10 protein-coding genes are annotated in these 13,059 nt (G+C 67.5%); 3 read left to right on the top strand and 7 right to left on the bottom strand.

Going from position 1 to position 13,059, the window contains the following annotated elements; all coding sequences use genetic code 11:
* Window positions 1–232: 232 nt before the first annotated feature.
* Window positions 233–1,525, bottom strand: a complete 1,293-nt coding sequence (locus tag AAF604_21810; protein MEM7052319.1) for a trypsin-like peptidase domain-containing protein — start codon at window positions 1,523–1,525, stop codon at window positions 233–235.
* A 113-nt stretch (window positions 1,526–1,638) separates the two neighbouring features.
* On the opposite strand from AAF604_21810, the gene AAF604_21805 reads away from it, so the two are divergent.
* The 3 genes from AAF604_21805 to AAF604_21795 all read left to right on the top strand — a co-directional run bounded on the left by AAF604_21805 (window position 1,639) and on the right by AAF604_21795 (window position 4,910).
* Complete coding sequence (locus AAF604_21805) at window positions 1,639–3,033, top strand: pitrilysin family protein (protein MEM7052318.1); 1,395 nt, start codon at window positions 1,639–1,641, stop codon at window positions 3,031–3,033.
* Window positions 3,030–4,577, top strand: a complete 1,548-nt coding sequence (locus AAF604_21800) for a pitrilysin family protein (protein ID MEM7052317.1) — start codon at window positions 3,030–3,032, stop codon at window positions 4,575–4,577. The genes AAF604_21805 and AAF604_21800 overlap by 4 nt, the downstream gene beginning before the upstream one ends.
* A gap of 96 nt (window positions 4,578–4,673) precedes the next feature.
* Window positions 4,674–4,910, top strand: coding sequence for a hypothetical protein (locus AAF604_21795; protein MEM7052316.1), 237 nt, complete (start codon window positions 4,674–4,676; stop codon window positions 4,908–4,910).
* Here the strand turns inward: AAF604_21795 and AAF604_21790 are convergent.
* The 6 genes from AAF604_21790 to mreC all read right to left on the bottom strand — a co-directional run bounded on the left by AAF604_21790 (window position 4,892) and on the right by mreC (window position 13,055).
* Entirely contained in the window at window positions 4,892–7,108 is a 2,217-nt protein-coding gene (locus tag AAF604_21790) for a lipopolysaccharide kinase InaA family protein (protein MEM7052315.1), read from the bottom strand. The genes AAF604_21795 and AAF604_21790 overlap by 19 nt on opposite strands.
* 115 nt (window positions 7,109–7,223) lie before the next feature.
* Window positions 7,224–8,717 (bottom strand): Rne/Rng family ribonuclease, encoded by a 1,494-nt coding sequence (locus AAF604_21785; GenBank protein ID MEM7052314.1) that lies wholly within the window; start codon window positions 8,715–8,717, stop codon window positions 7,224–7,226.
* Between the two features lie 98 nt (window positions 8,718–8,815).
* Entirely contained in the window at window positions 8,816–9,952 is a 1,137-nt protein-coding gene (gene rodA, locus AAF604_21780; protein ID MEM7052313.1) for a rod shape-determining protein RodA, read from the bottom strand.
* On the bottom strand, window positions 9,915–11,714 hold the full coding sequence (mrdA, locus tag AAF604_21775) for a penicillin-binding protein 2 (GenBank protein MEM7052312.1): 1,800 nt from the start codon (window positions 11,712–11,714) through the stop codon (window positions 9,915–9,917). The genes rodA and mrdA overlap by 38 nt, the downstream gene beginning before the upstream one ends.
* On the bottom strand, window positions 11,711–12,226 hold the full coding sequence (gene mreD / locus AAF604_21770; protein ID MEM7052311.1) for a rod shape-determining protein MreD: 516 nt from the start codon (window positions 12,224–12,226) through the stop codon (window positions 11,711–11,713). The genes mrdA and mreD overlap by 4 nt, the downstream gene beginning before the upstream one ends.
* On the bottom strand, window positions 12,216–13,055 hold the full coding sequence (gene mreC, locus AAF604_21765) for a rod shape-determining protein MreC (GenBank protein ID MEM7052310.1): 840 nt from the start codon (window positions 13,053–13,055) through the stop codon (window positions 12,216–12,218). The genes mreD and mreC overlap by 11 nt, the downstream gene beginning before the upstream one ends.
* Between the last annotated feature and the right edge of the window lie 4 nt (window positions 13,056–13,059).

The following is a 13,059-nucleotide window of genomic DNA, read 5'->3' as shown; positions in this document are numbered from 1 at the left end:
GCCGCCGAGGACGGGGGTGAAGGCGCACGACGGCGCATCTTTGGTCCTCAAGAGTTCCCGAGCCCGAGGGGCGAGGCGGCGGCAAAGCCGCCGAGGACGGGGGTGAAGGCGCACGACATGTGCGTGCGCCTGAGGGGGGCGCCTTTAGCCCCCCTGGCCGGGCGCCCCTGAAACAAACAGCAGGCGCTGAATAAGTCGCCACGCGACTTTTTCAGCAGCCTGCTAGTCGGTGCTACAGGCCGAAATTGAGGTTGTAGGCGTAGCGGCCGCGCACCACCTGGAGCAACAGACCACCGCGCTCGAGGCCGCGCAGCACTTCGCGGCCGAGCTCTTCGGTGCCCGCCAGGCGCTGGCCGTTGGCGGCGGCGATGCGGTCGCCAGGCCGTAGGCCACGCTCGTGGGCGGCGGTGCCGGTCAGCACGCGGGTGATGGTGAGGCCATTGCGTCGCGGCTCGACGCTGAGCCCGATGGCGCGCTCGAGGAAACGCAAGCCGAGGCCGCGCGGCGGCCGCTGGGCGCGCAGCTCGAGGTCGATGCGCTCGCCACCGCGCTGCACCGCGAGGGCCAGCGGTTCTCCGACGGCGATCGAGTAAAGGGCGGTGGTGAGGTCTTCGCGGCTGTCGGCGGAGCGGCTGCCGGCGGCGAGGATGATGTCGTTCTCGACCAATCCCGCCTGGGCGGCCGGGGAGCCGGGGTAGACCTTGGCCACCAGCACGCCGCGATCCAGCGACAGACCCTGGCGGCGCGCCAGCTCGGGGTGAATGCTGACCACCCTCAGCCCGGTCCACAAGGGCTGCAGCTCGCCGAAGCGCAGCAGATCGCCGACCACCCGGCGGGCGCGGTCGGCGGGGATGGCGAAGCCGATGCCGTTGGCGCCGCTGATGATGGCGGTGTTGATGCCGATCACCGAGCCGGCGAGGTTGACCAGCGGGCCGCCGGAATTGCCCGGGTTGATCGAGGCGTCGGTCTGCAGGAAGTCGGTGTACAGGCTCTCGCCGCTCTCCGCCGGCACGGTGCGGCCGCGCGCCGACAGCATGCCGGCGGTCACCGTGTGGGAGAGGCCGAAGGGATTGCCGATGGCGACCACCGTTTCGCCGATCAGCAGGTCGGTGCTGGTGCCGAGGGCGACCGCTGGCAGGTTGCGGCCCTCGACCTTCAGCACCGCGAGATCCGAGTCGCGGTCCGAGCCCAGCACCTCGGCCTCGAGCTCGCGACCGTCCTGAGTGTTGACCAGAATGCGCGAGGCGCCGTCGACGACATGGGCATTGGTCACCACGATGCCGTTGGCCTCGATGATCAGGCCGGAGCCGAGGGATTGGGCCTTGCGCTGGCGCGAAAAGAAGGGTCCGAAGAACGGGTCGACGTCCCGCACCATGGCCTCGGCGGCGATGTTGACCACCGCCGGAGAGACCGTTTCGACGACCTCGACGACGGGGGTGCGGCGTACTTCCTCGACGGCGGCGACGGGCAGCGGGCCGAGGGCGACGAGGAGCAGGGCGAGGGCGGTTCGGGGGAGTCGGCTCATGACGTTCTCGGATCGATTCGGGGTCGAGGTCGACCCGTGGGTTAGAGTTGGCGGGTTCTGGAGTCGGGCCGCCGCTGGTTTTCCGGCCGCTGGCGCAAACCGAAGGAGATCCCGTGAAAGCACTCGTTCGAAACGCCTCCCTGGGCGTCCTGTTGCTGGCTCTCGCCGCGCCGTTGGCGGCGGCTGGCGATGTCTTCCCGTTCCCGGTCCACACGCATACCCTCGACAACGGACTGCGGGTCGTGGTCATTCCCTACGACAGCCCGGGAGTGGTGGCCTACTACACGGTGGTGCGCACCGGTTCCCGGCAGGAGGTCGAGGCCGGCTACAGCGGCTTTGCGCACTTCTTCGAGCACATGATGTTCCGCGGTACCGAGCGCTTCTCGGGCGATGCCTACAACGACGTGCTGAAGCGCATGGGGGCGGACTCGAACGCCTTCACCACCGACGACTTCACCAACTATTACATCGTCGGTCCGGCGGCCGAGCTCGACACCATCATGGACATCGAGTCGGACCGCTTCCAGAACCTCTCCTACAGCGAAGAGGCCTTCCGCACCGAGGCCTTGGCGGTGCTCGGTGAGTACAACAAGAACGTCTCTCAGCCCTGGCTGCCGATGAGCGAGAAGCTGCGCGACCTCGCCTTCACCCGCCACACCTACAAGCACACCACCATGGGTTTGCTCGCGGACATCAAGGCGATGCCGACCTACTACGACTTCAGCCTGCGTTTCTTCGATCGCTTCTACCGGCCGGAGAACTGCATCGTGCTGGTGGTCGGCGACGTCGAGCCGGAGGCGGTCCAGCGGCAGGCCCAAGCCTTCTACGGCGACTGGAAGAAGGGCTTTCGAGATGTCGCCATCGAGACCGAGCCGGCCCAGGACGGCGAACGCTCGGCGGATCTCGACTGGCCCGGGCCGACGCCGCCCTATCTGATGTTGGGCTACCGCATGCCGGCCTTCGAGGCGAGCTCGAAGGTCACCGCCAGTCTCGATCTGATCGCTCAGCTACTCACCGCCGAGTCGGCGCCCCTCTATCGCGAGGTGGTGGTCGAGAAGCGCTGGGCCGACATCCTGTCGAGCTCCGCCTCCGCCCATCGCGACCCCTACCTGTTCACCCTGGTGGCGCGGGTCAAGGCGCCGGAGCTCATGGCCGACGTCGAGGCACGGGTGCAGCAGGCCCTCGCCGACCTCGCCGCCAAGCCGGTCGACGAAAAACGCCTCGAGCGCATCAAGTCCTACCTGCGCTACAGCTTCGCCGGTAGCCTGGACAGTCCCAGCGCGGTGGGATCCCAGGCTGCCTGGATGCTCAATCTCACCGGCGATCTCGGGGCCATCAACCAGCTCTACGCCACCTATCAGTCGCTGACGCCGGCGGACATTCAGCGCACCGCTCGGCAGATCTTCAAGGCCTCCCAGCGCACCAAGGTCACTCTCTCCCACAAGGGGACTCCGCAGGCCGATGGTGGCGAAGCGGCGGGCGAATCTTCACAAGGGGCCGGACAATGAGAACTGCGATCAATAACCGCTGCTTGGCCCTGGCCCTGATGCTGTGCTGTGCCCTGCCCACCGTCGCGTTGACGGTGCCGGCTCCCCCGGCGGTCGAGATGCTGACCCAGCGTCAGCCGGCGTCGCCGCTGATTGCCGTGCGCCTGCTCTTCGAGGTCGGCTCCGCCGATGATCCCGCCGGCAAGGAAGGCCTCGCCTGCCTGACCTCGGCGATGATCGGCCAGGCGGCGACCAGCGAGCGCTCCTTCGCCGAGCTGGTGGAAGCGCTCTATCCGATGGCCGCCGCCATCGAGGTGTCCTGTGATCGCGAGGTGACGGTGATCTCGGGCAGCGTCCATCGCGATCATCTCGAGGCCTACACGGAGCTTCTCCTCGAGGCGCTGCTGCGGCCGGCCTTCGCCGGCGACGACTTCGAGCGCAATCGCGAGCTGGCGACCACCTATCTGACCGCCAATCTCCGCTCCGGAAGTGACGAGCTGCTCGGCCTCGAGGCGCTCCAGGGGGCGATCTTCGCGGATCACCCCTACCAGCATCCGCCCCTCGGCACGGTGCAAGGGCTCGCCGCCATCGGCCTGGACGACATCCAGGCCTTCTATCGCTCCCACTATGTGCTGCGGCGATTGATCGTCGGCCTGGGAGGGGGCTTCCCGGAGAGCTATCCGGCTCACCTCGAGACGGCGCTGCGGGGCCTGCCGGAGGGCAAGGCGCGGGTCGGCGAGATTCCGGCGCCGAAGCCAATCGAGGGGCGGCATTTTCGGCTGATCGAGAAGGAAACCGCCTCGGTGGGCATCCATCTCGGTTTTCCGCTGCCGCTCGATCGCTCCGCTGCCGACTACTACCCCTTGATGGTCGCCAACAGCTTCCTGGGCGAGCACCGCACCTTCCATGGTCGCCTGATGCAGCAGCTGCGCGGCGTCCGCGGCCTCAACTACGGTGACTACTCCTACATCGAGTACTACGACAGCCCGCCCTTCACCAGCAACCCGACCCCGAACGTGCCGCGGCGGCAGCAGTACTTCTCGGTGTGGGTCCGTCCGGTGGTGCCGAAGACGGCTCATTTTGCCCTGCGCGCCGCCCTCTCGGAGGTCGACCGACTGATCGATCGCGGCCTGACCGAGGAGGAGTTCGAGCTCACCCGCGACTTCCTGATCAACTACTCCAAGCTTTGGGCGCGCTCCTTCGAGACTCGCCTCGGCTTCGAGCTCGACAGCCGTTACTACGGCATGCCTTCCTTCATCGCCGAGATCGAGCGCCGCCTGCGTGCTCTGACCGTCGAGGAGGTCAACGCGGCGGTGCGCAAGTACCTGTCGACGGATGACTACGTCGCGGTCCTGGTCACCGGCGATGGCGACGGCCTGCGGCAGGCGCTGGTCGCCGACGAAGCCAGCCCGATCACCTACGAGGCGGCGGTTCCGGAAGCGATTCAGAAAGCCGATCGAGAGATCGAGAAGCGGCCCATCGAGGCCACCCGCGTGGAGGTGATTCCGGTCTCCGAAATGTTCGAAGGCGGGCCGAAAAAGCCCGCCGCCGGGGGCCCTTCGTGAGCTTTGCAAGCACTTTGGGCTGAATATCCTGAAAAACTGACGATCTTGGAGTAAGAGGGTTTAGGTGTATGGGTGCCGCGTGCTACGCTGGCGCCCATGAGCGGGCCTAGCGAAGATTTGCTCGCGCGGCTCAGCGTCTTGGCCGAGCTGATTCTCTCGGCTCACAACGTTTCGCCGGACCGCGCCCAGGAAATCCTGACCGAGCTGATCAGCGCCATGTGGTTCAAGTACGACCGCATCGCCGATCCGGAGTCTTGGTTCGTGGCCGCCCTGCACGAAGCCTTGGAGCCCAGCGAGGGCTCGAACGGCCAATCTCAAGCTTCGAACGGATAGAAGGACGGGCCCGGTCCGAGGCGGGCTCGGCCGGGGCTGGGCAGCTTCACCTCACGACCGGTGAGGTCGCGGCCGACGCCGCCGACGCCGGGCAGCTCGACCTCGACCTCGCCCTCCGTCGACCAAGCGATCAGCCCGGCGTCTCCGCCGCCGTTGCGGTAGAGAATCGCTCGCGCCGGCGGCGCCACTTCGAGGGGGCCGACGAGCTGACCGTGGCGCAACTCCCGCTCGAGGAAGGCGAGGGCGTGGAAGCTCGGCCGGCGGCGTAGGACGCCGTCCTCCTCGGTGGTCAGCCCATAGCCGCGGGCCACCAACTGCCACCAGAAGATGCGCTCCACCAGGCCGGTGCCGAAGGCGAGCAAGAAGTAACGGGTCAGGTAGTGGGCCTGGACTTCTTCGCTCACCGAGACGGAGCGGCCGGCGGGCGAGTGGGGACCTTCCCAGAGGGGCCAGTTGACTTCGGTGATCCAGCTCCGGCCGCGACAGTTGCGGGCGGTTTCGGCGATCGCCTTGAGCAGGGTCACCTTGCCGACCGTGTCGAAGCCCACCTGGCGATTCTCGGGAGCACCGCGGCGGTCGACGTAGAGCAGGCTGGCCATGGCGTCGAAGCAGAGGTCGGTGTGACGCCAGTTGAGAGCCGCGGCGGTGGCGTGGAGCTCGAAGTCGATCACGCCCGGGCCGAGGATCTGGGTGCCGGGCCGCCGTCGCAGAATGCCGGCGGCGGTCTCGGCGAGCTCGAAGTACTCTCGCAGGTTCCACACTCCCCATTTGCTGCGATTGATCGCCTGGCCGATCTGAAAGGTGCTGCCGAAGGGTCGGAAACGCTCGGCGAGCTCCTCGATGGCGTGCCGCCAGCGCTCCGGGTCGCGCACCAGCTCACGGTTTTGAGGCAGCGCGAAGGTCAGCTCGTAGCCGCGTTGGGCGAGCTCTCGGGCGAGGCTCTCCTCGTCCCCGTGGTCTTCCTGCCAGGGGTGGAGGCGGAGCAGGATCTGGCGGACTCCGAGCTCGTCGACGGCGGTCAGCAGGGCCTCCGGATCTTCCGGCCAGGGACGTAGGCAGATGCCGGCTCCGGGCCACGGGGCGGGGCTCTGGTAGAGGTCGGCGGTGAGCTCACGGTAGCGTTTGCGAGCCGCCGGTAGGGCGCCGGCGGCGGCGGCCAGCTCGGCCGCATGCTGGGGAAAGTCGGCCATGCGGGTGCCGAGCTTCTCGAGCTTGCCGGCGTGTTGGTGAGGCTGATCCGAAAGGCGATCCCAGACCACCTTCTCGCGCGTTTCGGTGCCCTCCGGGACGTTCGGGATGTGGGCGTGGGCGTGGCGCGGCAACACCAGGTCGCGGAGCCATTGGGTCAACCCTCGAAGTCGGCCCCGCACCTGCTTCTTGATCCGGTTTTTGTTCAAGAAGCCGCGGTGGTAGCGCTGGTAGAGGTTTCGCTGGCGCTCACTCGCCGGACCCCAGTAGGCGTCGAGGAAGCGGCGTTGATCCTCTGGCCGGAAGATCATCAGGCGGCTGAGGTCGCGGCTGCGCTGACGGTCCGACAGGGAGGCGAGGCGGCGGGTGCGGTTGAGGTCGATGATGTGAAAGGCCAGGTTCGGGCCTTCGCCGTCGCCTCGCCGCGGCTCGATCAGGACATTGCCACTCGACATGTCGCGATGCAGGAAGCCGGCATCGTGCATTCGCCGCAGGCTCTGGCCGAGGCCGGTGAGGACCGCCTCCGGGTCGAGGTGGGGAAACTCCTGGCCTTCCTCACCGACATTGCGGGCGCGGAAGAAGTAGCGCGCCTCGACCACTTCGCCGAGGTAGCGGCAGAGATAGAAAGAGGGACCGTCCGGGCGCTTCGACTCGGCGAGGAGCACCGGCTCCGGGGTCAACAGGCCGGCGGCGCCGAAGGCCACCGCCGTTCGCCAGCTGCGCTCCGCCTTGCTGCCTTTGATTCGACGATCGAGGCGCTGCCGGCGGCTGGCATTGCGGAACTGCTTGACCACCACCTCGACGCTGCCGTCGGCGGTCTCGAAAAGGGTTCGGTAGAGGTAGTTGCGCCCCCAGTGAAGGGTTTCGATGGCCGCCGCCGGATCGAGGGCGTGGGCCACCGTCGCCGCCAGGTCGGCGGGCTGGTAGGCGGACGCGACCCGGCCTTCGAAGCCCTCCACCTCGAAGGGCTCGCCGAAATCGGCCACGGCAGAGGCCGGTGGCGCCGCCACGGTCAGTCCAATCCCTTCATCAGGTTTGCCGGTTTTCGGAGATGGGCGTCAGCGGTCGGCCGCAGCAGATTCGGGGACATACGGATTGGCGCTGAAAGTCGGTGAGAGGGTCGGACTAGACTTCCGTCACGTTGAAGTTTTCCTGGTGCAGCTCGGGGTCGCTCTGCAGCAGGATGCGGCCACCGAGCTCGCGCTCGAGTTCCGAGAGGATCGACAGCTCATCCGCCTGCAGCGCCTGGGCAACGTCCGGGTGGACGCGTAACAGCAGCTCCGAGCCGGCGGCTCCGGTGACCACCTTGAGCACTTCCCGGCGTAGCTTGAGGCAGATGGTCGAGAGCGACTGGATGCGTCCCGAGCCGCTGCAATGGGGGCACGGTTGGGTGAGCAGTCGCTGGAGATTGGCGCGGCTGCGCTTGCGGGTGATCTCGACCAGGCCGAACTCCGAGATCGACAGCACCTTGGTCTTGGCGCGATCCTTGTGGAGCTCGGTCTCGAGCAGGGCGAAGACCTCTTCGCGGTGCTCCGCTTCGACCATGTCGATGAGGTCGATCACCAGAATGCCGCCGAGGTCGCGCAGGCGAATCTGGCGGACGATCTCGCGCACCGCCTCGAGGTTGGTCTTGAGCACCGTGTCCTCGAGGTTCCGCTGCCCGACGAAGCGACCGGTGTTGACGTCGATCGCCACCAGTGCCTCGGTGGGATTGATCACGATGTAGCCGCCGGACTTGAGCCAGACCTTGCTGCGCAGGGCGGCCTCGATCTGGGTCTCGATGCCGAACTGCTCGAACAGGGACGAGTCCTGGCCATAGAGCTTGACCTTGCCGACCAGGCGCGGCTGCACCTGGTCGAGAAACTCGACGATGCGCTCGTAGGTCTCTTCGCCGTCCACCCACAGCACCGTGAAGTCTTGGGTCACGACATCCCGCACCACCCGTAGGGCGAGGTCGAGGTCGCGATGCAGCAGGGTCGGTGCGGAAACCTTCGAGGCCCGCGAGCGCACCCGGTGCCAGAGCGAGTTGAGGTAGTCGAGGTCGCTGGTGAAGTCATCCCGCTCGCGCCCTTCGCCGACGGTGCGGACGATCAAGCCGCCGCTCGCCGGCGGCAGCCCCTCGAGGAGCTCGATCAGGCGATTGCGCTCGTCCTCTTCTTCGATGCGGCGCGACACCCCGAAGTGGCGGACCGTGGGCAGCAGCACCAGATAGCGTCCGGGCAGGGTGACGTGGGTGCTGATGCGGGCTCCCTTGTTGGGCAAGGGGTCCTTCACCACCTGCACGATGATTTCCTGGCCGGCCTTGAGGAGATCGTCGATCGAGAGGTCCTCCGGCGCCGTCAGATCGTGAACATCTTCCTGCGCCAGATCCAGGCCTTCCACCGCGTCGACGTTCTCCACCACGTCGCTGACATAGAGAAAGGCGTCACGCTCGAGGCCGATGTCGACGAAGGCCGCCTGCATGCCAGGCAAAACACGGGTCACCCGTCCCTTGTAGACGTTGCCCACCAGACCCCGGTGGCGCTTGCGCTCGACGAAGATCTCCGTCAGGCGATCGTCCTCGAGCACCGCGATACGAGTTTGGTGGGGATCGCTCTCAACGAGCATTTTGTTGGCCAAGGGGCGTCGTCTCCTCACTCCGGGGCGGCACTGTGGCGAATCACTGTGACGAATTACCACGTCGCCGGTCGGCCGAATTGTACCCCTGACTTTGGCCTCTAACGATTGACGTAGCGGCGCAGGTCGATGCCCAGGATCAGGCCGGTGGCGATGAAGTTGATCAGGGTGAAGGAGCCGCCGTAGGAGAGAAAGGGCAGCGGGATGCCGGTGATCGGCAGCAGGCCGACCACCATGGCGGTGTTGTAGGCGACGTGGAAGCCGAGCAGGGAGATCAGGCCGACCACCAGCAGGATGCCGCCGCGATCGCGCGCTCGCAGGGCGATGCGCAGGGCACTCACCATGTAGAGCAGGTAGAGGCCGAGAACGACCGCGACGCCGAAGAAGCCCCATTCTTCGGCCAGCACGGCGAACACGAAGTCGGTGTGGCGGGCTGGCAGGAAGCGCAGCTGGCTCTGGGTGCCCTGGCCGTAGCCTTTGCCGGTGAGCTCGCCGGAGCCGACGGCGATCTTGCTCTGCTGCACCTGGTAGCCGGCACCGAGGGGATCGCTTTCGGGGGATAGGAAAGTGATCACCCGCTCCTGCTGATAGTCCTTCATGCCGAAGTGCCAGCCCACCGCTCCGAGGGCGAGCACCACCAGGGCGGTGGCGATCAGAAAGCGCAGGCGAAGGCCGGCGATCAGCATCATGCCGGCGGCCAGGGGCACGAACATGGCGGCGCTGCCGAGGTCCGGCTGGAGGGCGATCAAGGCCATCGGCATACCGACGATGGCGCAGGCGGTGGCGATCTGGCGCAGGTCGAGGTGGCGCTCACCGGCGGAGGCCAGGTAGCGGGCCAGGAACAGGGCGGTGGTGAGCTTGGCGAACTCCGCCGGCTGGCCCAGCCGAACACCCCCGATGGTGAGCCAGGAACGGGTGCCGCCGGGGCCTTCGCCGAAGATCAGGACCACCACCAGCAAGGCGAGCCCGCCGAGGTAGAAAAAGGGCGAGAAGTCCACCAGGTCGTGGTAATCGATCGCCAAGGTGACCAGCAGCAGCACCAGGCCCAGACCGACCCAGACGGCCTGCCGCGGCAGGTAGTCGATGCTGAGCTCGGCGCTCGCTGATTGCACCGTCGCCAGGCCGATGGCGGCGAGCAAGAGGGTGGCGGCCAGCAGGCCGCTGTCCACCCGCGACGCACCGGCGAAGGTGCGCCGTTCCTCAGGCAGTCCCAGCGCGGCTCGCGAAGAACTCTTCATAGAGGGCCTTGGCGATCGGGGCGGCACCGGAGGAGCCGCTCTCACCGTGTTCGGCGAACACCACGATCACCAGCTGCGGGTCGTCCGCCGGGGCGAAGGAAGCGAACCAGCCGTGGTTGCGCAGATTGCCGCTCAGCTCGCCATCCACCTTGGCGCGCGAGATCACCTGCACGGTGCCGGTCTTGCCGGCGACCTCGACGTCGGCGAGGCGGGCGTTCCAGTAGGCGGTGCCGGTGGGGGCGTTGACCACCGCTCTGAGCCCGTCACGGATGGGGTCGAGCCAGCGCATCGAGCCCGGCAGGCGCGGTGGCGGCTCTTCGCCGAAGGCGCCGCGGACGAGATGGGGGCGCACCAGGGCGCCACCGTTGGCGACCGCCGCCATCAGGCGAGCGGTCTGCAGCGGGGTGACCAGCAGCGGGCCCTGGCCGATGGCCACCGAAATGGTCTCGCCGGCGTACCAGCGGGTGCCGCGGGTTTTCTCGCTCCAGGCGTTGTCGGGCACCAGACCGACCTTCTCGCCGGAGAGGTCGACTCCGGTGGCGGTACCCATGCCGAAGGCGCGGGCGTAGCGGGCGATGGTCTCGATGCCGAGGGTCTGACCGAGGTGGTAGAAGTAGACATTGCAAGACCGCTCGATGGCCTCTCGCAGGTTGACCCAACCGTGGCCGGAGCGACGGTCGCAGCCGAAGCGGTGGCCGTAGATGGTGGCCGAGCCGCGACAGTAGACCCGTTCGCTCTCGTTGATCACGCCTTCCTGCAGGCCAGCGAAGGCCATGATGATCTTGAACACCGAGCCGGGGGCGTAGGAGTTGCGAACGGTGCGGTTCTGCAGCGGATCTTGGGGATCGTCGAGAAGAGCCTGCCACTGCTTGGCACCGAGGCCGCGGGCGAACTGGTTGGGGTCGAAGGGCGGCGACGACACCATCGCCCGGATCTCGCCGTTGCGCGGATCGAGGGCGACCACCGCACCGGTGCGGTCGCGCATCAGCTCTTCCGCCGCCTGCTGCAACCGCAGGTCGAGCGTGAGGTGGAGGTCCTGGCCCGGGTCGGCGGGCTTGCGATGCTGTTCCTGCAGCGACTTGCCGCGGCTGTCGACCACCACCACCTGTTGACCGGCGCCGCCGCGCAGGGCGCTGTCGTAGGTTTGCTCGATGCCGTCCTTGCCGATGCGGTCGCCGGGGAGAAAGCCCGGCTGGGTGGCGAGGTCCTGCTTCGAAACGTGGCCGATGTAACCGAGCACGTGGGCGGTCTGGGGGCCATGGCGATAAAGGCGCAGCGGCCGGGCGCGAATTTCGAACTCGGGGTGCTCGCGGCCGGTGACGCTCATCTGGGCGACCTGCGCCAGGGTCAGGTTGCCGGCCACCGGCACGGGCACGAAGTCGGGTCGGTTGCTGGCTTTCTCGAGCTCGGCGGCGAGGCGCTCCACCGGCCGCTCGAGGACGCCGGCGGCGAACACCAGGCTGGCGGCGATGTCGTCGGCGCGGCTGCGATCGAGCATCAGGTCGTAGCTCGGGATGTTCTCCACCAGCACTTTGCCGTGGCGGTCGAAGATCAGGCCGCGGGGGGCGCGGATCGAGAGCTTGCGGAGTCGGTTGTTGTCCGCCAAGTTGGCGTAGTGGGCACCGCGCACCAGTTGGTGGTACCAGTAGCTGCCGGTGATCAAGGTGATCACCGTGACCACCAAGACGGTGAGCGCCCGCACGCGGATGAGCAGCACCTCGCGGTGCTCCCGGACGGCGCGCATGTCGGTTCTCTGGCTCATCCCATCTGCAGGCGATCCATGCGTCGCCTTCGGCGTCGGTCGGAGCTGCCTCGCCACCAGCCGGCGAGGGAGTAGAGCAGCGAACCCAAGATACCGCAGGCCACCGCCTTGAGGAGCAGTACCAGAGGGGCCGGGAATGGCGGTGAGGGCAGCAGGATGGCGGTCAGGCCGAGCACGATGAGCTGTTGCGCCAGCACCGCACCGGCGACCAACGGCAAAACCCCGATGGCGCGCTCGATGACCAGCCGCTGCACCACCTTGGCGGCGGCGTAGCCGATCAAGGTGTTGGCGCAGCCATAGAGGCCGAACAGGCCGACCGTCAGAGAGTCCTGGATCAGGCCCGCCACCAGGCCGCCGAGGAGCCCGCCGAGGGAGTCCCCGTCGAGGCCGTTGAGCACCACCAAAATGGCGAAGAAGTCGAGGTAGACCACCAGCGAGGGCGCCAATCGCAAGGCGATCGAGTGCACCAGGAGAACGATCACCAGGGCGGCGAGGTAGCGGCTAGGGCGCACTGGAACCCTCCTCCAGGATTTCTTCCGGCAGCGGCGAAGGGGCCAGCAGGTAGACCTGATCGAGACGGTCGGGATCGACCGCCGCCGACAGCCGGATGCGGTAGAAGAGGTCGTCCCCCGGCGAGACGTCGGAAACGGTGCCGATCGGGATGCCGCGCGGGAAGACGCCGTCGATGCCCGAGGTCAGTACCTGATCCCCTTCTTGGATGTCGGCGCGCAAGGGTAGGAAGTCGAGCTCGAGGCCGCTGGCACCGCTGCGCACCACGCCCTGGCGTCGGGTGCGCTCGATCATGGCGCCGACGGCGGCGGTCTGGTCGGTGATCAGCTGGACCTTGGCGTAGGGCGGTGCCACTTGCACGATGCGACCGAGTAGTCCGGCGCTGGTGATCACCGCCTGGTTGATCTCGACCGGGGTTTCGCCGACGTACAGGATCAGGCTGCGCAGCCAGTTGCTGCGGTCGAGGAACACGACATCCGCCACCGACAGCTCGAGACCCGGGGGACGTTCGTACTGCAGGGCCAGCGAAAGGGCGGCGAGGTCCGACTCGACCTGCCGCAACCGGGTGACCTCGATCTCGAGCTGCTCGATCTCGCGCCGCAGATCGCGATTGCGGTGGATGATCTCGGACTGGCGGCGCAGACCCTCGAGAAAGCGCGCCGCCCGAGCGCTGACCGCCGAGACGCCGCGCGGGATCGGCGCCACCAGACGCAATACCAAGCCTTCGAGAAAGTTGTCGCCGGCGCTGCGCGAAGGTGCCTGCAGAGCCAGCAGGAGAAGCTGCGCCGCCACCACGAAGACCAGTAACCAGGCGGTGCGGCGTTCGTCCACGGGT

Source organism: Acidobacteriota bacterium, from assembly GCA_039028635.1.
Taxonomy (GTDB): Bacteria; Acidobacteriota; Thermoanaerobaculia; order Multivoradales; family JBCCEF01; genus JBCCEF01.
Note: the sequence above shows the minus strand (reverse complement) of the source record. Positions and strands in the feature narration are given on the sequence as shown.

Coding starts and splice junctions, on each gene's coding strand:
- AAF604_21810 (MEM7052319.1), bottom strand. CDS start 1,525: ATGAGCCGACTCCCCCGAACCGCCCTCGCCCTGCTCCTCGTCGCCCTC.
- AAF604_21800 (MEM7052317.1), top strand. CDS start 3,030: ATGAGAACTGCGATCAATAACCGCTGCTTGGCCCTGGCCCTGATGCTG.
- AAF604_21795 (MEM7052316.1), top strand. CDS start 4,674: ATGAGCGGGCCTAGCGAAGATTTGCTCGCGCGGCTCAGCGTCTTGGCC.
- rodA (MEM7052313.1), bottom strand. CDS start 9,952: ATGAAGAGTTCTTCGCGAGCCGCGCTGGGACTGCCTGAGGAACGGCGC.
- mrdA (MEM7052312.1), bottom strand. CDS start 11,714: ATGAGCCAGAGAACCGACATGCGCGCCGTCCGGGAGCACCGCGAGGTG.